This is a genomic window from Pseudoalteromonas sp. Z9A6 (assembly GCF_011378805.1).
GTDB lineage: Bacteria > Pseudomonadota > Gammaproteobacteria > Enterobacterales > Alteromonadaceae > Pseudoalteromonas > Pseudoalteromonas distincta.
The window spans coordinates 1-22,167 of the sequence record NZ_WTKZ01000052.1; the positions used below are offsets into that span (position 1 = coordinate 1).

Annotated in this window: 23 protein-coding genes; 17 read left to right on the plus strand and 6 right to left on the minus strand. The window is 38.2% G+C overall.

What is annotated here, in order from left to right; translation table 11 throughout:
- Positions 1-74 precede the first annotated feature (74 nt).
- The 3 genes from GQR53_RS16095 (at position 75) to tyrR (ending at position 3,844) form a co-directional block, all read left to right on the plus strand.
- Positions 75-344: a hypothetical protein gene (locus GQR53_RS16095; protein ID WP_240917494.1), complete on the plus strand. Its 270-nt coding sequence runs from the start codon at positions 75-77 to the stop codon at positions 342-344.
- A gap of 169 nt (positions 345-513) precedes the next feature.
- Complete coding sequence (gene bcsG / locus GQR53_RS16100) at positions 514-2,094, plus strand: cellulose biosynthesis protein BcsG (protein ID WP_165744523.1); 1,581 nt, start codon at positions 514-516, stop codon at positions 2,092-2,094.
- A 193-nt stretch (positions 2,095-2,287) separates the two neighbouring features.
- Positions 2,288-3,844 carry a transcriptional regulator TyrR gene (gene tyrR / locus GQR53_RS16105; RefSeq protein WP_010555118.1) on the plus strand — a complete coding sequence of 519 codons (1,557 nt, stop codon included), beginning with the start codon at positions 2,288-2,290 and terminating at the stop codon, positions 3,842-3,844.
- Between the two features lie 28 nt (positions 3,845-3,872).
- On the opposite strand, the gene GQR53_RS16110 is transcribed toward tyrR, so the two are convergent.
- Complete coding sequence (locus tag GQR53_RS16110; RefSeq protein ID WP_165744524.1) at positions 3,873-4,367, minus strand: hypothetical protein; 495 nt, start codon at positions 4,365-4,367, stop codon at positions 3,873-3,875.
- Between the two features lie 105 nt (positions 4,368-4,472).
- Between GQR53_RS16110 and GQR53_RS16115 the strand changes: the two genes are divergently transcribed.
- Positions 4,473-5,009, plus strand: a complete 537-nt coding sequence (locus GQR53_RS16115; protein ID WP_165744525.1) for a thioesterase family protein — start codon at positions 4,473-4,475, stop codon at positions 5,007-5,009.
- A gap of 85 nt (positions 5,010-5,094) precedes the next feature.
- Here GQR53_RS16115 and GQR53_RS16120 read toward each other — a convergent pair whose 3' ends face one another.
- On the minus strand, positions 5,095-5,748 hold the full coding sequence (locus tag GQR53_RS16120) for an OmpW family outer membrane protein (protein ID WP_076925456.1): 654 nt from the start codon (positions 5,746-5,748) through the stop codon (positions 5,095-5,097).
- 263 nt (positions 5,749-6,011) lie between these two features.
- On the opposite strand from GQR53_RS16120, the gene dapE reads away from it, so the two are divergent.
- Positions 6,012-7,196, plus strand: coding sequence for a succinyl-diaminopimelate desuccinylase (dapE, locus tag GQR53_RS16125; protein WP_165744526.1), 1,185 nt, complete (start codon positions 6,012-6,014; stop codon positions 7,194-7,196).
- Between the two features lie 46 nt (positions 7,197-7,242).
- Here dapE and GQR53_RS16130 read toward each other — a convergent pair whose 3' ends face one another.
- Complete coding sequence (locus GQR53_RS16130; RefSeq protein ID WP_076925458.1) at positions 7,243-8,949, minus strand: lysophospholipid acyltransferase family protein; 1,707 nt, start codon at positions 8,947-8,949, stop codon at positions 7,243-7,245.
- 129 nt (positions 8,950-9,078) lie between these two features.
- Between GQR53_RS16130 and GQR53_RS16135 the strand changes: the two genes are divergently transcribed.
- Both GQR53_RS16135 and GQR53_RS16140 read left to right on the plus strand, forming a co-directional pair.
- Positions 9,079-9,999, plus strand: a complete 921-nt coding sequence (locus GQR53_RS16135; RefSeq protein WP_165744527.1) for a glyoxylate/hydroxypyruvate reductase A — start codon at positions 9,079-9,081, stop codon at positions 9,997-9,999.
- Positions 10,000-10,095: 96 nt separating this feature from the next.
- Positions 10,096-10,242 carry a hypothetical protein gene (locus tag GQR53_RS16140; protein ID WP_165744528.1) on the plus strand — a complete coding sequence of 49 codons (147 nt, stop codon included), beginning with the start codon at positions 10,096-10,098 and terminating at the stop codon, positions 10,240-10,242.
- Between the two features lie 203 nt (positions 10,243-10,445).
- Here GQR53_RS16140 and GQR53_RS16145 read toward each other — a convergent pair whose 3' ends face one another.
- Together GQR53_RS16145 and GQR53_RS16150 are read right to left on the minus strand one after the other, a co-directional pair.
- Positions 10,446-10,691 carry a hypothetical protein gene (locus tag GQR53_RS16145; protein ID WP_002958222.1) on the minus strand — a complete coding sequence of 82 codons (246 nt, stop codon included), beginning with the start codon at positions 10,689-10,691 and terminating at the stop codon, positions 10,446-10,448.
- A 106-nt stretch (positions 10,692-10,797) separates the two neighbouring features.
- Positions 10,798-11,241 carry a hypothetical protein gene (locus tag GQR53_RS16150; protein ID WP_076925460.1) on the minus strand — a complete coding sequence of 148 codons (444 nt, stop codon included), beginning with the start codon at positions 11,239-11,241 and terminating at the stop codon, positions 10,798-10,800.
- A 113-nt stretch (positions 11,242-11,354) separates the two neighbouring features.
- On the opposite strand from GQR53_RS16150, the gene GQR53_RS16155 reads away from it, so the two are divergent.
- The gene (locus tag GQR53_RS16155; RefSeq protein ID WP_002958224.1) at positions 11,355-11,738 is read left to right on the plus strand and encodes a response regulator; all 384 of its coding nucleotides are present in this window, start codon (positions 11,355-11,357) and stop codon (positions 11,736-11,738) included.
- Between the two features lie 75 nt (positions 11,739-11,813).
- On the opposite strand, the gene rpsT is transcribed toward GQR53_RS16155, so the two are convergent.
- Positions 11,814-12,074 carry a 30S ribosomal protein S20 gene (gene rpsT, locus GQR53_RS16160; RefSeq protein ID WP_002958225.1) on the minus strand — a complete coding sequence of 87 codons (261 nt, stop codon included), beginning with the start codon at positions 12,072-12,074 and terminating at the stop codon, positions 11,814-11,816.
- Positions 12,075-12,327: 253 nt separating this feature from the next.
- Here rpsT and murJ point away from each other — a divergent pair, with 253 nt between their 5' ends.
- The 9 genes from murJ (at position 12,328) to pilV (ending at position 22,167) form a co-directional block, all read left to right on the plus strand.
- The gene (gene murJ, locus GQR53_RS16165) at positions 12,328-13,908 is read left to right on the plus strand and encodes a murein biosynthesis integral membrane protein MurJ (protein ID WP_346774399.1); all 1,581 of its coding nucleotides are present in this window, start codon (positions 12,328-12,330) and stop codon (positions 13,906-13,908) included.
- A gap of 84 nt (positions 13,909-13,992) precedes the next feature.
- Entirely contained in the window at positions 13,993-14,943 is a 951-nt protein-coding gene (gene ribF / locus GQR53_RS16170; RefSeq protein ID WP_024603732.1) for a bifunctional riboflavin kinase/FAD synthetase, read from the plus strand.
- Between the two features lie 5 nt (positions 14,944-14,948).
- On the plus strand, positions 14,949-17,777 hold the full coding sequence (ileS, locus tag GQR53_RS16175) for an isoleucine--tRNA ligase (protein ID WP_165744529.1): 2,829 nt from the start codon (positions 14,949-14,951) through the stop codon (positions 17,775-17,777).
- A 12-nt stretch (positions 17,778-17,789) separates the two neighbouring features.
- Entirely contained in the window at positions 17,790-18,290 is a 501-nt protein-coding gene (gene lspA, locus GQR53_RS16180) for a signal peptidase II (RefSeq protein WP_002958230.1), read from the plus strand.
- Positions 18,287-18,727, plus strand: a complete 441-nt coding sequence (fkpB, locus tag GQR53_RS16185; RefSeq protein WP_002958231.1) for an FKBP-type peptidyl-prolyl cis-trans isomerase — start codon at positions 18,287-18,289, stop codon at positions 18,725-18,727. Before lspA ends, fkpB begins: the two co-directional genes overlap by 4 nt.
- The gene (gene ispH / locus GQR53_RS16190) at positions 18,727-19,656 is read left to right on the plus strand and encodes a 4-hydroxy-3-methylbut-2-enyl diphosphate reductase (protein ID WP_165744530.1); all 930 of its coding nucleotides are present in this window, start codon (positions 18,727-18,729) and stop codon (positions 19,654-19,656) included. The genes fkpB and ispH overlap by 1 nt, the downstream gene beginning before the upstream one ends.
- Positions 19,657-19,685: 29 nt before the next feature.
- Complete coding sequence (locus GQR53_RS16195; protein ID WP_165744531.1) at positions 19,686-20,720, plus strand: histidine kinase; 1,035 nt, start codon at positions 19,686-19,688, stop codon at positions 20,718-20,720.
- Positions 20,717-21,418 (plus strand): LytTR family DNA-binding domain-containing protein, encoded by a 702-nt coding sequence (locus tag GQR53_RS16200; RefSeq protein ID WP_024596571.1) that lies wholly within the window; start codon positions 20,717-20,719, stop codon positions 21,416-21,418. Before GQR53_RS16195 ends, GQR53_RS16200 begins: the two co-directional genes overlap by 4 nt.
- A 185-nt stretch (positions 21,419-21,603) precedes the next feature.
- Positions 21,604-22,167 carry a type IV pilus modification protein PilV gene (gene pilV / locus GQR53_RS16205; RefSeq protein ID WP_165744532.1) on the plus strand — a complete coding sequence of 188 codons (564 nt, stop codon included), beginning with the start codon at positions 21,604-21,606 and terminating at the stop codon, positions 22,165-22,167.

The window sequence follows — 22,167 nt, forward strand, 5'->3', positions numbered from 1 at the left end:
GTTCCAGTTTCTCAAGTTATTGAGTCTCTGGCAAACACGGGGCGATTCATGACGTTGATAATGCGATTAAGCATTTGTTTAAATTAAAAACAAGCGATTTTTTTGTACAGCAAAATGTAATTTCTGATCATTTTTACATCCAGCAAGAATGTAAACAATTAAGGCGTTTTTATAAAGGTAAGAGTGTTGTAGATTTCTCACAAAAACTTGCCGAGAATGATAGCTATAAATTTGCACCTGATATAGCAAACAGCGTTACTGAAAATATTAACACACCTGAATTTTCTTGCAAAAGCCGCCCAGATGCTAAGCCTTTTATAATGAAATTAAGAGATAACTTATGAGTATGAATCAGCTTCTAATTACCGTGTTTCTTGCTATGGTGCTTGGTGCGGTGCTTTGTATACTAGGCAAATACATTTTATCTCAAATAACAAAATATTATTATAAGCTTACTTTTAAACATGAAGTACTAGAGCCTTATACACCAAATACAGTAAAAAAGGATAAGAAGTGAAATTATCAGGTTTAGGGGTTTGGAACCTTTATTTTTTAGTTAAGTTTGCTCTGTTTTATTACGGTGCAATTGATTTTAACGTACTTACCAATGCGGCTTTTGCTGCATTGCTTGCGATTAAATTTAAAAAACCATTAATAGAAAAAGTTAAACATCTATTAGGTGGTGTATTTGCAGTTGTATTACTTTACCAAGACTCATGGTTGCCGCCAATAAACAGGTTGACTAAACAAGCGGGTAACGTTCAAGATTTTAGTTTTGGTTACTTTATTGAGTTATTAAGCCGTGTTATTAATATTGATATGTTATTAGCTTTGTTCGTAATTAGTGTGTGTTTTTGGTACACATCGCAATGGATACGTTTTACAACAGTCACTATTGTTGGGCTTTTAGTTGTAGGATGGCAAGGAGATAACTCTCAAACACAATTCGTTAATAATGTCGCTAATCCTGAACCGGTTACACAAAATCAAAGTAATCCCCAAACACAAGTGATCACTCAGGCATCACAATCTCCTGATCAAAAACTAGCTGATTTTTATCAACAACAAAGCTTATTAATGAGTCACTTTCCAAGCCAGGTAAATGGTGAACTGTTTGATGTTATCATTTTGAACATATGCTCAATGGCTGTTGCTGATTTAAATGCCATTGGTGTAAGTGTTACTGACATGTATAAAGATTTTGATGTAGTGTTTTCAGACTTTAACTCGGCTACATCATACAGCGGGCCGGCTGCGGTAAGGTTACTGCGCGCCAGTTGTGGGCAAACGAGTCAAACAGCATTATTTAAAGAGGCACCTGAACAATGTCACTTATTTAAAAACCTAGAGAAACTAGGTTATCAAAATAACGTTGTGATGAATCACGATGGACATTTTGATGAGTTTAAAGGCTTAATAAATAAGTACGGAGGCTTAGATAGTCCACCATTTAATATTGATTCAATGCCAGTGGCGCTTCGAGGATTTGATAATAGCCCTATTTACTCTGATGAAGCTGTGCTGGATGGTTGGTTAGAGCAATCTGAGGACTGTAAACCCTGTGCAATGTACTACAACACAACAAGTTTACATGACGGTAATCAGCTAGAGAATCAACCAAGGGTAAATAGTAAAGAGACATACCCAATCAGGCATAAAAACTTGTTTGCTGATATTAACCAGTTTGTAAAAAAATTAGAAAAGCGCGGCCGCAACGTTATGTTAATGATAGTGCCTGAGCATGGCGCTAATTTAAAAGGTGATAAGGTACAATTTGCAGGTTTACGTGAAATCCCTAGTCCTGCGATTGTGTCTGTACCTGTAGCGATTAAATTTATAGGCCCAGACGTACAAAATTATTCGCAAATTGTGGTTGATGATTCAACAAGTTACTTTGCGCTTTCAGAGCTGGTAAGTAAGGCGCTGCAAACTGATGTGTTTGGTGGGAATAACAGTGTTGCTAATTTACTTGAAAACCTACCTAAAGCACCTAAAGTTGCTGAAAATGAAGGCACAATAATGATGTACGTTAATCAACGACCATTTATACAATTAGATGGTGGTGATTGGTCAGCTTACCCACAAGGTAAGTAGTCTCATAATAAGAATTAATAAACAGCACTGGTATAGTTAAATATAAATATCAGTGCTGTTTTTCTTCGTTTAATTACAATCCCACCCTTTGGCTTTAAAGCTGTTTTGTCCAAAAATGTTTACAATAAACTACCTTCTCAAAGCGACTTAGCGTATTATTCGGCTAATATAGTTTTTCCTTCTTTGAGGATGTATGCGTCTAGATATTCACTGTGCTGATCGAATTGGTATTGCTCAAGAAATCCTTAATATATTAGTTAACTACAGCGTTGATTTAAAAGGAATTGAGGTCGATTCTGTAAATTGTCGTATGTACGTTAGTTTTCCCGAAATTGAATTTGAACAATTCCAAAAAATTATGCCATCGATACGTTTAATCGACGGTGTACATGATGTGCGTACCACTGCATTTTTACCATCTGAGCGTGAACACAACGAATTAAATACTTTACTACGTGCATTGCCTGATGGTGTTATCTCTATTGATGCCAAAGGGTGGGTACGTTTATGTAATGATGCAGCATGTAAAGACTTACAGCTAATTGAAAAAGACGTGATTGGTGCAAATATTAATAACCTGCTTAAAGGCTTTAACTTTACACGCTGGTTAGAAGGTAAAGAAGTACTCGGACAAACCACACGAGTTGAAGTTGCTGGTGAGGATTTTATTGCAGACATTTTGCCAATTGCAGTTCCTCAAGGTAGTGAAGGTGATGTACTTGCTGGTGCGGTTATTAATATTAAATCGCAAAGTCGCTTAGGGCAGCAAGTCAGTGCGTTTAGACGTTACGGGCAAGAAAGCTTTGCCACTATTCATAACTTTAGTACGGCAATGCGCCGAGTTGTGCGCGAAGCCCGAAAAATGGCGCAACTAGAAGCCCCTATTTTGATTACTGGTGAAACAGGAACAGGTAAAGAGTTATTAGCTAGAGCGTGCCATTACGCATCTAATCGTTCTGTTAAACCTTTTATTGCTCTGTCGTGTGCTTCTCTTCCTGATGATGTTGCTGAGTCTGAATTATTTGGTTATGCCGGGTACGAAGAAAATGCAGCGCCAAAGCGCGGTGTATTAGAGCAAGCCGATGGTGGAACTGTATTTTTAGATGAAGTTGGCGAAATGTCGACTCAACTACAAACTAAGTTACTGCGTTTTTTACAAGATGGTACGTTTAGAAAAGTAGGCGATGAGAACGAAGTTAAAGTAAATGTACGTATTGTTGCTGCTACTCAAAAAGACTTACCTGCAATGGTACAAGAAGGGGTTTTTAGAGAAGACTTATATTACCGTATAAACGTGCTTACTTTAGAAATAGCGCCACTAAGAGATAGAAAAGCAGATGTAGGACCACTTGCAGAGCATTTTATTCAAAAATATGCGCAACAAAATGGTCATGCAATTCCTGTTTTATCACAAGAGTGTTTGAGCTTTTTACAAGAGTATCCGTGGCCAGGAAATGTTCGCCAGCTTGAAAATGCAATTTACCGTGCAGTGTCGTTACTAGATGATAGCGAGCTTCGCGTAGAGCATTTACAGTTACCCACTTTTACTCACGATTTAGGGTATTTAGAGTCTGATTTTGAAGGTTCGTTAGATCAAGCGGTTAAACGTTTTGAAGCAACCTTACTTCGTAAACTCTACCCAGCTTATCCAAGCTCACGCCAGTTAGCTAAGCGATTGGGCCTAAGTCACACCGCCGTAGCTAACAAATTACGTGATTACGGTATTAACCGAAAAACAGTAAAAGTGTAATTAACATAAAGACATTAAAATATGGGGACTAATTTTTAGTCCCCATATTTTTTGTAACCCCATCAATTGCAATCGTCTCAATACCTTCTTCATTAAAGTTCATTACAATACTGGCGTTATTACGAGTGAAAAAATAGCTACGGCCATTAAGTTCAATAACATAATCGCCTTTTACGGGGTCGCTAAATTGCTGCTTTTTTAAAGTGATCCTATGTTCGCCAATTTGCCATTCAAATTCTTTAATAAACCCATTATTAAATTCTTGCACCCATACTTGGCTGTCATCTTTTGAAAGCGTTATAGCAACTGAATAAGAACTAGGGATCTGCTCCATATTGTAACTTTTAGAGCCAATAATGAATTTTTCAGCTTTTTGTTGCCATTCAAAACCAAATTTAAACTCTTTAACTACACCGGTAGGGTAAGTAACAGAGCCTTTACCTGGTAATGAAAAGTCGGCAAACGCACTATAACTAGGTATTAATAAAGCTAGCGCAGTGATAATTTTTCGTTTTGATTTCATGAGTTATCTTTTTATTATAATAATGATTTAAGATTAAAGTAGAATATTCGTCTTCGCAAGAGGCTATGCTACACTCGAATAAATTTAACTGGTAAGACCTTTTTTGTGAACTTATATATTCGACTTTTATTATTGTTTTTTAAAATTAAACGTAACAAGCAATATCAAAATTTACTTGATACGATAGATATTGATTACAAAGCTTTACCTACTGATTGTGACATTAATTTACATTTAACAAACTCACGTTACCTTGCGATGATGGACTTATCTCGAACTTGGATGACAGAACGAGTTGGCTTATTAAAGCAAATAATGAAGCGTCGTTGGTTTCCCATTGTTAACGCAACGGCCATAACTTATATCCGCGATATTAAACCTATGCAGCGATATACAATAAGCACCAAGTTAGTGGGCTGGGATCATAAATACTTTTATATTGAGCAAAAGTTTCACTCAGAACGAGGCCTACATGCTATTGCTTATGTACGCGGTGTATTTAAAAGTAAAAAGGGTATTATAAGTATTGAAGAAATGCTTGAGGTTGCTGGTTTTGATGGGCAAACACCTATATTGCCAAGTGAAGTAATGCACTGGAAAGAAATGCTAGAACAGAAAAAGTTAAGTAACTTACCAAGGTAATTAATACTCTACAAATGAAAAAAAGGCCTTTCGGCCTTTTAACACACATTGTAATTGGGTAACTACGTACTATTTTATATATGCTTTAAAAGCTGTATCTAACACCGAACATAGCAACAACGGGGTCAAGCTCAACAGTTGATGTAAGTGCTTTTGCACCATTTGCATAAACAGTAGCATCGGTATCAATATCCATAATTGATACCATAGCGTGTAAACCCCAGTTTTTATCAATTTTATAGTTAGCACCTACCTGAGCCATAAAGCCAAACGAATCATCTAGCTTTACTTCTACATCGTCTGTTCCTAGCGTCGTTTTAAGTGCTTGAGAAGGTTGCTCATCAAAAAATGCAGTGTAGTTTATGCCTACGCCTATAAAAGGTCTTAGCGCATAGCTGGTATCTAAAAAGTGATATTGCGCAACTAAAGACGGCGGAAGTTGTTTTATATCAGCAATTTTGTTGCCAGCTAAGCCTCCTGCACCATTCACATCGTGTGAAAACGGTGTTGCTGCTATCAGTTCCAACACCCATTGATCGTTAAAAGCATAATCTACTGTGATACCTAGTTGGGTATCTGAATCACCTTTAAGACCCAGTGTCGGCGCCTCATTAATTGCTGAGCTACTGTTATCTGGATTTACGTTAATAGCGCCAACATTTACGCTAAAGTTAGCGTGTGCAGCTGGAGAGATTGCTAATAAAGAGGTTAATAATGCGATGCTAATTTGGGTTTTCATGTTGTTCTCCAAGAACTACTGTTTAATTGGCGCTATTATTACCGAGCAATAAAAATGAAAACCTGTTCTAGATCAAAGTTTAAAAAATATTTTAACCTTGTGAATTGTTTTATTGATTTAGATTAATTTTAGTGTCGTTCTGTCTTTGTAACGATTGACATATATATTCCATTAACAGTCATATGAATGTATTAAGGCTGACATCGCTTAGTCATAAACTCACGTTTTAATAAAGGCACATTAAATAATAAAGTGTGTTTACCATGTTTTTAGAAGCATTTGAAAAAAAATCAAAAACAACGGATATTCAAAAAGAAGTTGTAAAGCACTTACAAACACTAATTCGCTTTGAATCAGTAACCCCTAATCAAGCGGGTGCAATTGATTGGCTTGCAGATAAATTGGTGGATTTAGGTTTAAGTTGCGAGCAATTTACTATAAATGGTGTAACTAATTTAATTGCCTGCATAAAATTCAAAGAAGGCCCATGTGTTGCTTTTTCAGGGCACATTGATGTAGTACCAGCAACAAGTAGCGGTTGGCTAAGTCCTCCTTTTGAAGGGCGAGTGCTAAATGGTGCAATATACGGTAGAGGAGCAGCCGATATGAAAGGTGGTGTTGCTGCTATGTTGAGTGCCACAAAAAAATTAATTGATAGTAAATCAGCTAAAGCAGGGACTCTTTACTGGCTTATCACGTCAGATGAAGAGGGAGAGGCTGAATTTGGCACTCAAGAAATAGTTAATAAGCTTGCCAAGCAAGGTGTTGTATTAGATGGCTGTATTGTAGGGGAGCCATCAAGTGTGGCACAAGTTGGCGATACGGTTAAGAATGGCCGTCGTGGTGCGCTTTCAGCTCGGATTTTAGTTACTGGTAAGGCAGGTCATGTAGCTTACCCTCAAAACACACTCAATGCTGCTCATATTGCTGCAAAAATAGTAAGTAGCTTGAGTGATCAGATCTGGTTACTCGATGTGGCTAGCTCAAAAACCACACTGCAAGTGACTGGAATTAACATAAATAATGTGGTCGATAATTTAGTGCCAAGTCATTGTGAAATCACATTTAATGTACGTTATAGCCATGGTTACAGTAGCACAGCAGTTAAAACGCAATTAATGAAGACCCTAAACAAGTTTGCTGAGCGTTTTACGATTGAGTGGGAACGCCCATGCGAGCCTTATTACACAAGCCATAATACGGGATGGAGTTTACTTACTCATATTGAGCAAGCTATTTATAAAAACACATCAAGTCACCCATTACTAAGTACAGATGGAGGGACATCAGATGGACGATTTTTTGCCAGCCCCCATACTCAAGTCATTGAATGTGGTGTACGAAACAATACGATTCATCAAGTTAACGAACATGTATCTATTAGTGACTTACTTAAAATTGAAGCTATTTATACAACTTTACTTGAGCAAATATTTATTAATAATTAAATATAAATAGAGTACTTTATAGATATAAGGACCTACTTCTTATTGGTTATTCTAAATAACGTTTGGCTTTATTTTCTTTTACATTTTCAAGATCGACCAATACCAATCCATCAATACAATTATTAAAATCGGGATCAATACTAAAGCTTAAAAATTGCACTCCACCGGGTTTACAAAGTTCAGTGTATTGTTTAAATAAAGTAGGGACTTGAGCACCCATATTAGCTAGTACATGTTTTAGCTCTACAAAATCTTCTTTCACGTCATTGCCGCTAAAAAGAGTATTACACTGGGTTAGCTGTAGCTCGGTTAACTTAAACTCATTATTAGGCGTAGCTAATTCAATGCCACTTTTATAATAATGCTGATAATAATAAACGAGCATGGCCTTTGCTTGCTCGGGTAGAGCATTTGATACACTTACAGCACCAAACAAGTATCTGTACTGTGGATAGTTTTTGATAAAAGCGCCAATGCCATACCATAAATAATCGAGGCTTTTACGTCCCCAATATTTAGGCTGCACAAAGCTGCGGCCAAGCTCAATTCCTTGTTGTAGGTAAGGGGCCATATCGTCGGTGTAAGAAAATAAGCTATCAGTATATAAACCTTTGCGGCCGTGCTTTTGTATTATCTCTTGTGCGCAGGCTAATCGATAAGCACCTACCAGTTCTAGTTGCATGGGGTCCCACAGTACAAGGTGCTGGTAATCCATATCGTATTTATCTATATCACGACGTTTACCGCTACCTTCACCTACCGCTCTAAACGCGATTTCTCTCAGGCGCCCTAACTCTCTAAAAATAGGTGAGCTACCTACATACTGGTATAGATGAATATGCATACCGTCTTGTGTTTTACCAAGTAGTTGGCATTGCTCAATTGCTTTTTTTAGCTCCTTGCGGCACTCGGGAATAGCGATGGGTGTTTGTGTTTTTAGCGGTAGGGCTTTTTTTGTTGTAAGCCTATAAAGTTGTTTACGAATAAGGTTTACAACTTCTTTATCTTTAAGGTTTTCTATTAAGTAAGATTCAGGAGGGATAGAGGCACCAATCTCAAACTCTAAAGATTTTTGGCGTTGCTTAAACATTTCTGTTACTAAGAGCAAACTTGCCAACGGCTTATAAATCATTGATGTGCCATAAAAAAGTGGACTATTTTTGGCTTTAATATAAATAGGTAAGATAGGGCAGTTAGCTTTTTTTGCCATACGTAAAAAACCACTATTCCATTTGCAGTCTTTAATACCTGTTGGCCCTAATCGCGATACTTCTCCTGCCGGAAATATAAGTAATGCACCTTCGTCTTTTAAATGGTTTTGTATATTACTAAGCTCTTGTTTATTGCTCATGCCTGATAAGTTATCTACGGGGAGTAAAAGTGAGTGCATTGGGGTAACCGACATCAACATGCGGTTTGCCACTACTTTTAAATCTTGTCTTACAGTTGAAAGTACTTTAATAAGTGCTAAAGCATCTAATGAACCAATAGGGTGATTTGCAACGATAACAAGTTTACCCTCGTTAGGAATGTGCTCTATCTGCTTAGGTTTATAGCGGGTATCAAAATTGAGTTCATCAAGCACTTGTTCAACAAATTCTAATCCTTGTAGGTGAGGGTAGGCATCACCAAAAGCAACAAACTCCTGTTCATGCAATAAGTAGCCTAGACCTTTTTTTACTAAACCTTTTACTTTAGGAGAGTTCTCTAGTTGTGGTAAGTTTGCAGCAATTACTTTATCAACACTTATCATATTAACCTCATATTCCGTTTGGCCAATTCGCCATCCATGTAAGATTAAAAAAAGGGTGTGACAGTTACTTTGCAGTAGTGTGACTTTTTAAAGTGCAAACTTATAAACAGTGTATTGTTAGGAGAATTTATGTCTGTATTAGTTGCTATTACTGGGCGTGACAACACAAAACTAATGACGAAGTTACAAGAGCGGTTACCAAATACGCTGATAGAGCAATGGCCTGATTGCAAAAACGCACATGATGTGGATTTTGTACTTGCGTGGAAAGCGCCAGAATCTATGTGGCCACAGCTACCTAACTTAAAGGCTGTGTCGTCATTTGGTGCTGGCGTAGACAGTATCGATTTAACCTTACTCGACGAAAGTGTTGAAGTAGTCCGCATTGTTGACAATCAGCTAGCTGAAGATATGGCGGAATATGTACTGACACATGTGTTAGCTCAAAAGTTACGTTTAAAAGAGTATTACATTAAACAAACACAGCAAACATGGAAGCCAAAGCGGGCACATAGTAATAAACATGTCGGCATACTTGGGTTTGGTGAATTAGGTAAAGCATGCGCGCAAAAGCTTATAAATAATGGCTTTAAGGTAAGTGCTTGGGCGCAAAGTAATAAAAGCGCAATTAATGTCGAAATTTTTTATGGCGAGGAAGGCCTTAATTGTATGCTTCCTGAGGTTGACTACCTTGTATGTCTATTACCCCTTACGCAAGCAACGACAGGCATTATTAATCACTCAATGCTCGCTAAGCTACCTTCACATGCTGTTGTTATTAATGTGGCACGTGGTGCTCATGTTGTTGAACAAGACTTACTAAGTGCATTAAATAACGATAGCTTACGCGCAGCTACACTCGACGTATTTGATCAAGAACCTTTAGCGTCGAATCACCCTTACTGGGGGAGTCCCAAAATAACGCTTACACCACATTGCGCGGCGATTTCTGATTTAAATAGTGTTATAGACCAAATAGCCGATAATATTCAACGTTTGAATAAGGGCTTAGCACTCAATAATTCAGTAGATAGAACTAAAGGTTATTAGCTGATAGCTAATTAGTTTAAAAAACAGCTTGTTAACATTTGTAATTTTCATTAGTGTAAAAGGTATTCTCACTAATAAAAATATAAAGAGGGTGTTATGAAATCGAGTCAAAGTGGCGTTAAATTAAGCCTAGTTATTGTTTCAATTATTATACTAGGTGTTTCAGCTTGGTTTAATCAGGCTAACGCTGAAGATAGTCCATCTAAAATACAAACCAAAAGCGAGTTAACAGTAGCGGACTAACTTTACTTACTATGTATTCCTCAGTTTTCGTGCTTCTTCGCATCATTTTTTTTGCAGCCCACTAGCACTACTTTCACAGTAGTGTTGGCGTGTCGTTTGAAGTTCTAATTTTCACCTTGGTTCAAAGTGCTTTTTAATATTTTTGAATTATTAATAAAAAAGCCCAGCAATGCTGGGCTATTAAATATTCTAGGGAAAAGTTGTTAACTTTGGGTTACATTAAACTGCCCAAATGTATAAACTTTAAACAAGTAAAAAGTATTGATCAACACTAAACTCATATTTGAAATAACACTCGACGACATAAGATCTAAGCTAAATGATAAGAATAATAAACCACACGCACTAATGGCGGCAACGCGCAGCAGTGTTATCTGGTTAATAAAGAATGCACCTAAACCTAGTGCAAGTAGTGTAGTATTTAAAAGCCAATCTAGCTCGTTTAGCATGGTCGTTTCAATAGTTCAGTTGTTGAAAAAAGGAGCGCCATTATGTTGATCTTTTGCGCACCTTTCAACCAAGTAATTTTAAATTTTCAGATTAGTTTTTTTAATGCTAAAGGTAACTACCGATTGCTGAAAATAAACCATTATCAGCAATTACTTGATACTTTTGGCAGCTCTGCGGTTTTTGTAAGTCACTGCATAAATAAAGGGACTCACGGCTAGAATCATAGGTGGGGTGTAGGTTTGAATCAATTAAAGTAGCCCCCTTGCCAAAGAATCCGGGCCAGTAAACACTCTCACTTACCATCCCTAATTTTTTATAGGTGAGTAAGGTAGGTTTTGGAAAAGCTAAAATTATTACAGCAACGACAGCGAGTGATATAAACAGTCCTTTTTTTTGCGTTGTTTTTTGGCTTGTATCATTCTTTGCACTGGAATTTAACTCTGCCGGTGAAGGGCGCTGAGTAGAACGCTGTGGTTTTCTTTTTTGCGCTGTTTTTTTTCTAGCCGGTGCTTTACCTAGCAACGATTGTTTATTTGGGGTTTTAGACATAAAGCAAATCTGGCCTTTTTTCCGTAGGTCTCTATAATTAAATGAGTAAATTTATATACTAAGCTAATTATTATGATAACTTAAAGTTAGCTTATAGCCTACGAGGAATAAAGATGAATACGCAGCTATCAATTTTAATTGTAGATGACGTTAGCACAGTGCGTAGTTTTTTGAGCCAAACGCTCATGCACTTAGGGATAGATAACGTAAAGGAAGCATCTACTGCCTCACAATGTATTAGTGAGTGCCAAGCTGCAAATTATAATATCATTTTTTTAGACATTGAATTGCCAGACGGTGATGGTAAAGATTTGATTGCACAAATCAATGAATTAAGCCCAGAGACAAATGTGGTTATGGTATCTGCACATTCAGGTATTGAGAATGTTAAGGATGCAATTGATAAAGGCGCTAAAGGGTTTGTAGTCAAGCCATTTACACCTAAAAAAATAGCGGCAATGCTTAAGAAGTTTTATCCAGATTTAGAAAATGTCTAATAAAGTAAGTACATTTAAAATTTAAACAAAAAAAAACCGGCAAAAGCCGGTTTTTTATATTCTATCAAAAACAAATTATAGAGCTTTAATCTTAGCTGCTATACGGCTCTTATGACGAGCTGCTTTGTTTTTGTGAATTAGACCCTTAGTTGCGTAACGGTCTAGGATAGGTGTAGCAACAGAAAAAGCTTGCTGTGCAGCTTCTTTATCGCCCGCTTCAATAGCAACAATTACTTTTTTGAAGTAAGTGCGCATCATTGAACGACGGCTTGCGTTGTGCTGACGGTTTTTTTCGCTTGTGATAGCGCGTTTTTTTGCAGACTTGATGTTAGCCAAGGTTTGCTCCTAACAATCTTAAAATAAAGCTTAAATTAAAGGCCGTGGAATATGCCTGTTTCTATCATGGATGTCAATTTAAATTTAACAATCCAAGAAAAACTGCACCATATAACGAGCATCAATTTGCCGCTTTAGCAGTTAATACCGACATTGTAACAAAGCACAGACCCCCAGCCTAGTGCTTTAAAGCGATTTATAAAAAAGACTGTGGCATAATCGCCTATCTTGAGGATTTTTGAGTAGGTTTAAGGTGTCAAAAGGTTTATTTCGCTCCGGTATGATTGTTAGTTGTATGACTATGATATCGCGTATTTTAGGGCTCGTTCGAGATGCGGTCGTTGCCAATTTATTAGGCGCAAGTGCGGCGGCTGATGTTTTTTTATTTGCTAACCGTATTCCTAACTTTTTACGTCGTTTATTTGCAGAAGGCGCCTTTGCACAAGCATTTGTACCCGTGCTGAGTGAAATTAAAGAACAGCAAGGCGACGACAAGGTCAGGCTTTTTGTTGCACAAGCAGCAGGCACATTAGGAACCATTTTACTGGTTGTCACTATTATAGGTGTTGTTGCTTCACCTGTTATTGCAGCATTGTTTGGCACTGGTTGGTTTATAGATTGGTGGCAGGGCGGACCTAATGCCGAAAAATTTGAGCTTGCAAGCTCATTACTTAAATTTACATTCCCATATTTGTTTTTTGTAAGCTTAGTTGCGCTCAGTGGTGCGGTAATGAACGTGTATAACCGCTTTGCTGTTGCTGCATTTACACCAGTTCTACTCAATGTTTCTATCATCACATGTGCAATTTTTTTACATGATAAATTTAGTGTCGGGGCTTATTCTCTCGCAATTGGCGTATTTATTGGTGGCGTTGTACAGCTATTGTTTCAACTTCCATTTTTATACCGAGCAAAAATGTTGGCGCGTCCGCGCTGGGCATGGCAAGACGAAAACGTAAAAAAAGTACGTAAACTTATGCTCCCTGCTTTGTTTGGCGTATCTATTAGCCAAATTAATTTGTTGCTTGATACCATGATTGCTTCATTACTGATGACAGGCTCGATAGCATGGCTTTATTATTCAGACCGTTTAATTGAATTTCCGCTGGGCTTATTTGGTATTGGTATTGCGACAGTTATTTTACCGGCGCTCTCTAAGTTACATAGCAGTAAAAAAAGCAGTGATTTTCAACATACCCTCGACTGGGGAGTGCGTTTTGTTATATTTTTAGGCCTACCAGCAATGATAGGTCTAATGATCATCAGCCCGCTTATTATCACCGTATTGTTCGACCACGGTGCGTTTAAAGAAGACAGTGTTGATCATGTTAAAGCAGTAAGTTTAGGCGTAGTCGCGTATTCATTAGGGCTTGTAAGCTTTATGCTGATTAAAGTACTTGCTCCTGGCTTTTATGCTCGTCAAGACACAAAAACGCCGGTGCGTATTGGTATTATCACCTTAGTACTGAATATGGTATTTAATATTATGTTGGCTCCTTTCATTGGTTATTTAGGTTTAGCACTCGCTACTTCACTATCGGCTAGTTGTAATGCGTTTTTGCTGTATAGGCAGCTTAAAAAAGAAAATGTGTATCAGTTTTCATCAATGAGTATGCGCTTTACACTAAAATGTGTTGTAGCAAGTATTGTTATGGGAGCTGTTACATGGTTTGTGAGCAGTTACTATTACTGGGCTACATGGGCTTTTACACAGCAGGTAATATTATTAATGGTATTAGTGGCTTTGGCAGGTATTAGCTACTTTGCAATGCTATTTTTGATGGGCGTTAGACTAAATACGATAAAAAGTGTAGCAATTACTGAATCAAACTAAAAAAAAGATTATAATCGGCAACTCTGCGGCTTTAATAAATTTTTAGCCGTAATTAATAACTCGCTAAACAAGGCATTAGGTGGCATGGAGTTAATTAGAGGTATACACAATATTCGCCCACACCACTTTGGTTGTGTGTTAACTATTGGTAATTTTGACGGTGTTCATTTAGGCCACGCAGAAGTATTAAAAGGCTTACTTAGTGATGCTAAAGCGCATAGTTTGCCTAGCACTGTAATGCTATTTGAACCCCAGCCACAAGAATTTTTTGCTAAAAACAATGCCCCTGCACGGTTAACGCGCTTACGAGATAAGTTACGTTTATTGAGTGATTTAGGTATTGAGCGAGTTATTTGCATTAGCTTTAATCAGCAATTTGCAAACATGCATGCTGAGCAATTCGTTAATGAGATTTTGATTAAAAAGTTAGGTGTTAAAGCACTTACTGTTGGTGATGATTTTAAGTTTGGAAAGCAACGCCAAGGTAACTTTCACTTACTTGCTAGCATGGGTAAGCAAGCGGGCATGGATGTAAAAAGCACCGCGAGCTTTCGTCAATTAAATGCTAGAGTAAGCAGCACTTTAATACGAGATGCTTTAGCATCCGGTGACTTAGCGAGTGCTAAAATAATGCTTGGTCACGATTATGCTATTTCTGGGCGTGTTATACATGGCTGGAAAAGAGGACGTGAACTCGGTTTTAGAACGGCAAATATTGCCCTAAAACGCCAAGTGTGTCCTGTCAACGGAGTGTTTGCAGTGCAAGCAACGATTGCAGGAAAACAGATTTTTGGAGTTGCAAATGTAGGTAATAAGCCGACATTTAATGGAACTCGTGCATTATTAGAAGTTCACCTTTTCGATTTTGCACAGGATATTTACGGACAATTTATGCATGTGGAGTTAATAAAAAAACTTCGCAATGAAAAAAAATTCGAGACATTAACACAATTAACGGCGCAAATAGCAACTGATGTTGCTGCCGCTAAGCAGTGTTTTGGTTTAAATCAGGTAGCCGATAGAGACGGAATGTAGGATAAATGAGCGACTATAAACATACTTTGAACTTACCGGAAACACCGTTTCCAATGCGTGGCAATTTGGCACAACGTGAACCAAAAATGCTTAAAGCATGGTATGAAGACGACCTGTACGGTCAAATTCGCAGCGCTAAGAAAGGTAAAAAGACCTTTATTTTGCATGACGGCCCTCCGTATGCAAATGGCGATATCCATTTAGGCCACTCAGTTAATAAAATATTAAAAGACATTATTGTTAAGTCTAAAACATTATCTGACTTTGATTCACCATTAGTCCCAGGTTGGGATTGTCATGGTTTACCAATCGAGTTAATGGTTGAGAAAAAAGTAGGCAAGCCGGGCGTAAAAGTAACCGCGAGCGAGTTTCGTGAAAAATGCCGTGCATACGCTAAAAAACAAGTTGAAGGTCAAAAAGTCGACTTTAAACGTTTAGGCGTATTTGCAGATTGGGATAAGCCTTACTTAACAATGAACTTTGACTTTGAAGCAAATGCAATTCGTGTACTTGGTCGAATTATTGAAAAAGGTCATTTGCATAAAGGCGCCAAGCCTGTGCATTGGTGTACAGACTGTGGCTCTGCATTAGCAGAAGCAGAAGTTGAATACCAAGATAAGCAGTCACCAGCAATTGATGTGCGTTTTACATTTGTTGATCAAGATGCTGTTGTTAGTGCATTTGCTTTGGCTGATGGTCATAAAGGCGAAGGCAGTGTTGGTACTGTTATTTGGACAACAACACCGTGGACGCTTCCTGCAAACCGCGCTGTGGCTGTGCATGCCGATTTAGAGTATGCGTTAGTACAGGTTGAAGATGAAGGCGTACAACAACGTCTAATTTTAGGTTCTGAGCTTGTTAAAGATGCTATGGACCGTTTTGGTTTTAATCACTTTCACGTACTAGGGTATGTAAAAGGTGCAGCGCTTGAAAACTTGCAAGTAGCCCATCCTTTTTATGATTTTAATGTACCAGTGATTGTTGCAGAACACGTAACGACTGACTCAGGTACCGGTGTTGTACATACAGCACCAGGACATGGTCAAGAAGATTTCGTGGCTGGTTTAAATTACAACCTTGAAGTAGCTAACCCTGTTGGCGCTAATGGTGTTTATTTACCAGATACTGAACTTTTTGCAGGTCAGCATGTATTTAAAGCAAATGCGAGCGTAATTGAAGTATTAAAAGAGCACGGTGCATTAATGCATCATCATGCTATAACTCATAGTTACCCACATTGTTGGCGCCATAAAACACCCATTATTTTCCGTGCTACACCACAATGGTTTGTAAGTATGGATCAGGCTAACTTGCGTCAAGATTCTTTAAAAGAAATTAAAAACACGCAGTGGTTGCCAGAGTGGGGCGAAAGCCGTATTTCAAACATGGTTGAAAGCCGCCCAGATTGGTGTATATCTCGCCAACGTACTTGGGGTGTACCAATTGCATTGTTTGCTGATAAAGATACCGGTGCACTTCATCCAAATACTCAAGAGCTAATTGAGCAAGCGGCACAGCTAGTTGAAAAGTCAGGTATTCAGGCATGGTACGATTTAGAACCAGCTACATTACTTGGTGAAGAAGATGCCAAGCAATACATGAAAGTGCAAGATACGCTAGATGTATGGTTTGACTCAGGTGTTTCACACGCATGTGTTGTAGACGCACGTGAAGACTTGGTTGGTCCAGCTGATTTATACCTTGAAGGTTCTGATCAACACCGTGGTTGGTTTATGTCATCAATGATGACATCAGTGGCTATTAATGGTCATGCGCCATACCGCCAAGTATTGACCCATGGTTTTACTGTTGATGAAAACGGCCGCAAAATGTCTAAGTCACTAGGCAATGTTATTTCACCACAAAATGTGATGAATAAACTAGGCGCCGATATTCTTCGTTTATGGGTTGCCTCTACCGATTACACGGCAGAAATGACTGTGTCGGATGAAATATTTAAGCGCTCTGCCGATCGCTACCGCCGTATTCGTAACACGAGCCGTTACTTACTAGCTAACCTAAATGGTTTTGATCCAAAAACAGATCAAGTGGCTATTGATGACATGGTTGAGCTTGATAAGTGGATTGTTGGTCGTGCTGCTCAGTTGCAAGACGAAATTTTAGCCGCATACGATAGCTACCAAATGCTATTAGTAACGCAAAAGCTAATGAACTTCTGTACAGGTGAGCTTGGTTCGTTCTACCTTGATGTTATTAAAGATCGTCAATACACAGCTAAGAGTGACAGTCATGCACGTCGTTCTTGTCAAACAGCGCTTTATCATATTGCAGAAGCTATGACGCGTTGGATGGCGCCTATTATGAGCTTTACCGCACAAGAAATTTGGGAAGCTTTACCAGGTGAGCGTAGTGACTACGTATTTACATCTGTTTGGTACGATGGCTTACAAGCGCCAACAAATAGCCAATTTAGTAACGATGACTGGTTAGAAATTCTAACAGTACGCGACGAAGTAAACCGTTTATTAGAAGCTGCACGTAAAGAAGAAGTCATTGGTGCAACGCTTCAAGCAACGGTTAATTTATTCACGGGTAAAGAGCTTGCCGCTAAATTAAATGCGCTTGGTGATGAACTTCGTTTTGTATTATTAACATCGGCCGTAAATGTTTCTGAAGTTGATAGCCAGCCAGCTGATACACAAGCTACCGAAATTGAAGGTTTATTCATTAGTGTTGCTGCAACAGATGCTGCTAAATGTGAGCGTTGTTGGCATTACAGTGAAGATGTAGGTGTTAACCCTGCTCATCCTGAAATTTGTGGTCGTTGTGTAAGTAATGTTGACGGCGAAGGCGAAAAGCGTCAATTCGCTTAGGAGTTATTCTTAGTGAGCAAACTAGCCCAAAAAAGTGGTTTAGTGTGGCTTTGGTTGAGTCTATTACTACTAGTAATAGACTTTGCCAGTAAAACACTTGTTGTAGGGACTATGGCTTATCAAGAGTCGATAAACTTACTCCCTGTTTTTAGTATTACTTATGTACATAACTATGGTGCTGCTTATAGCTTTTTAAGTGAAGCGGGTGGTTGGCAGCGTTGGTTTTTAAGTGCAATTGCCGTTGCTATTAGTGCTTTGCTTGTGTGGTGGCTAAAACGCTTACCTGCTACAAATAAAGTACTATGCGGTGCTTATGCATTGGTACTTGCTGGCGCTATTGGTAATTTATACGATCGTATTGCGTATGGTTATGTAATCGACTTTATTCACGTTTTTTATAAAGACTCACATTTTCCTGTATTCAATATTGCCGATTGCGCTATTTGTATTGGCGCAGCATTATTGTTATTTGACGCCTTCACCGGCGAGAGTCCAAAGGAGCATAAAGCATGAGCCAAGCTGTAATTGGTGAAAACTCGCAAGTTATTTTCCATTTTTCTATTAAATTAGAAGATGGCTCTGCCGCTGATTCTACCAAGGTGCACAACAAACCTGCTAAATTAACAATGGGTGATGGCAGCTTAACGGCAAACTTCGAAAAGTGTTTATTAGGGCTAACTGCAGGCGAAAGTAAAACGTTTGAATTGGAACCCGAAGATGCTTTTGGTCAGCCAAACCCAGATAATATTTACTACGTTGACCGTAGTAAGTTTGGTCCAGAAACACCAGCTAAGGTAGGTGCAATTATTGCGTTTACTCAACCTGATGGCACTGAGCTTCCTGGTTTAGTTCGCGAAGTGCAAGGTGAGTCGGTAACGATTGATTTTAATCACCCTTTATCTGGCCAGCGTTTAACGTTTGAAGTTGATATTATTGAGGTGGAAGGTTAATGGAAATATTACTAGCTAATCCTCGCGGCTTTTGCGCTGGTGTTGACCGTGCTATTAGTATTGTTGAGCGCGCTTTAGATATTTTTGAAAAGCCAATTTATGTTCGCCACGAAGTAGTACATAACCGCTATGTGGTTGATGGACTAAAAAGCCGTGGTGCGGTATTTGTTGAAGAGCTTGATCAAGTACCTGACGACAGCATTGTTATTTTTAGCGCACATGGCGTATCGCAAGCTGTTCGCAGCGAAGCAAAACGTCGTGATTTAAAAGTATTTGATGCAACGTGTCCGCTTGTAACTAAAGTACATATGGAAGTTACACGTGCGAGTCGTAAAGGTATTGAGTGTATTTTAATTGGTCATCATGGTCACCCTGAAGTAGAGGGAACAATGGGACAATATGATAACTCAGCCGGTGGTATTTATCTTGTTGAAACCGTTGATGATGTTGTTGCGCTTAATGTAAAAAATGCTGAAAATCTTTTTTACTGTAGTCAAACGACTTTATCAGTTGATGATACTGCTGATGTTATTGATGCACTACGCAATAAGTTTCCATCAATTGACGGACCTCGTAAAGATGATATTTGTTATGCAACGCAAAATCGTCAGGATGCTGTTCGTGACTTAGCTGACAAAGTTGATGTGCTATTAGTTGTTGGCGCTAAAAACAGCTCTAACTCTAATCGCTTACGTGAACTTGCAGATAAAATGGACACTGTTGCTTATTTAATTGATGACGCAACTGATGTACAAGAGCAGTGGGTTTCAGGTTCTAAATCAGTGGGTGTAACTGCGGGTGCATCTGCGCCAGAAGTACTTGTACAACAAGTTATAAGCCGATTAAAAGATCTTGGTGGTACGCAGGTTGTTGAAAACCCAGGCGAAGAAGAGAATATCGTATTTGCTGTTCCTGTAGAGCTACGTTAATTTAAAATTTAGATTATAGGAGAGTCGTTATGAGCAAGTCACTAAAAAATGATGGTTTGCTTTTTTCGGCTCTTTTTAATGAGCGAGGCGTACTAGCTTCGCTTGTTGTTTCTCAAGTTATTGCTATTGTTTTAGCCTTTGCACCCAATGTAGAAGGAGATATTTGGCTTCGACTTGGGGTCATTAGTTTGTTTATGCATTTAATTGTTTTAGTCGGTACCTCTTCTTTATATTTTTGTAGATTTTTCTTACAAACGCGCACTCAAACTTTTCAGTTAAGTTTGTTTTTTATCTTTTTTTTATTATCTACGTGCATTTTTAGTATTTTATTTTCCCATTTTGCTTTTGATATAGATGATACAGATAACTTAATTTATTTCACACTTCGCAATTGCATTATAGTGGCTTTGCTGGCGGCTTTATTCGTCCAATTTTTATTAATTCATTTTGAAAAAGAGCAGCAAACTAAAGCGCTTTCTCGAGCTGAACTTGATGCCTTACAAGCCAGAATACGTCCTCATTTTTTATATAATAGTTTAAACACTGCTGCAGAGCTTACTCATCATGATGCCGATGCGGCAGAGCAGGCTATTTTAGCATTAGCCGCCTTATCGCAGGCTGCAATGCACTCAGGAAAAAATGTATCTCTTGACGATGAAATAACGCTGAGTAAGCAATATATAGCACTTGAAACATGGCGTTTCGGTAATCGCTTAAGAGTTAATTGGCAAATACCCAATGAACTACCTGCATTGAGCATTCCTTGTTTAACCCTGCAGCCATTAATTGAAAATGCAGTATGCCACGGTGTTGAAACAAGTGAGCATGGTGCAGAAATAAAAGTAGAGCTACATATTACTACCGGCTATATAACCATGATTGTTTCTAACCCTATAACAATTTCTAATGCTCAAACTAGGCCTAATAACGGCATGGCGCTTGAAAATATTCGCCAGCGATTAAATATTTATTATAAAAATAAAGCGCAGCTAACAATTACGAATAAAAATGATGTGTTTAGGGTCAAGGTCGTTATTCCTAAGCTAATTGAGGGCAGTGTATGAACGTACTCATTGTTGATGATGAACCTCTTGCGAGATCGCGCTTAATTCGTTTGTTGGCACATGATAAAAGCATAGTTGTACAAGGCGAGGCAAGTAATGGTAATGAAGCCCTAGTACTTGCTAAAAAGCAAACGCCAGATTTGATTTTTTTAGATGTTGATATGCCCGGTATGAATGGTTTACAAGTTGCTAATGAGCTCAATAGTTTAACTCTACCTCCTGCTATTGTTTTTATAACTGCTCACCCTGAGCATGCCTTCGATGCTTTACAATTAAGTGCTGCAGGTTATTTAGTTAAACCTATTTCAGAGCAATCATTGCAAAAGGTGCTTAAGCAAGTCGGGCGCTTAAATAAAGTACATATTCAAAAACAACAAAATGTAAAAATCTCTTATCAGCTAGCTGGTACTCTACGCAGTGTTGATATAAATGATGTTTTGTATTTTAGTGCCGAAGAAAAGTATACCAAAATGATATTCTGTGGTGGAGAAGCTTTACTTGAACAAAGTCTAAAACAATTAGAGTTACAATTTCCTACACATATTTTGCGAATCCATCGCAATACATTGGTTAATAAACAAAAAGTCATTGCTTTGCATTCAAAAGCGAATGGCAATCATATGATTGAGCTACAAGGGTGCAGTGAGTTATTGCCAGTGAGCCGCCGTGAGCTTAAATTAGTAAAAAATTCGCTTTAGGCTTACCTTGCAATTAACCTCCCCCTGATTTAAATACATTTGAGTCTTAATTATCAACGGTGTTATTGAATAAACAGGTTTAATTAACCGTTTATCAACAAATATAACCGCTTGTCTTAGTCCTCATTGATTCCTCAAATAAATAACATAAACTTATAATCAGATAATTTTTATTTGGTTTTATTATGCAATCACCTCACATAAAAGTGCAAAGAGGCTTCACTCTGATTGAAGTGCTAATTGCATTTATTATTCTTAGTTTTGGCCTTTTAGGTGCAGTTGCCTTGCAAGCAAAAGCAAAGCAAGCAAGCTTTGACTCTATGCAGCGTGCTGCTGCAGTTGCTCTGGGAAATGACATTATTCAACGTATTCGTGCTAATGACACTATTGATATGATAAAAGATTACGGAGGCGTTATACAAAGCTCAGCGAATAGTAATACTTACTCGAGTTGCTTTGGTGCAATATGTAGTTCTTCTGATATAGCAAAATTAGATATAACACAATGGAAACGTGCTATTCGAGCTAGTGAAAATACGGGTACTTTAGATGATGCGACAATATGTATAAATCCAACCTCAGTGGCAGATACTGGAGGCAAAGGGTTTAACATTGAAGTAATTATATCATGGCAAGGGCGGCAAGAGTTCAAAGCAAATACGAATACAGGAAAAGTTACCTGTGGTGATAAAACTAATAATAAACGCCGTTTAGTGGTCTTAACCAGCTATATATATGTTAGGAGCTAA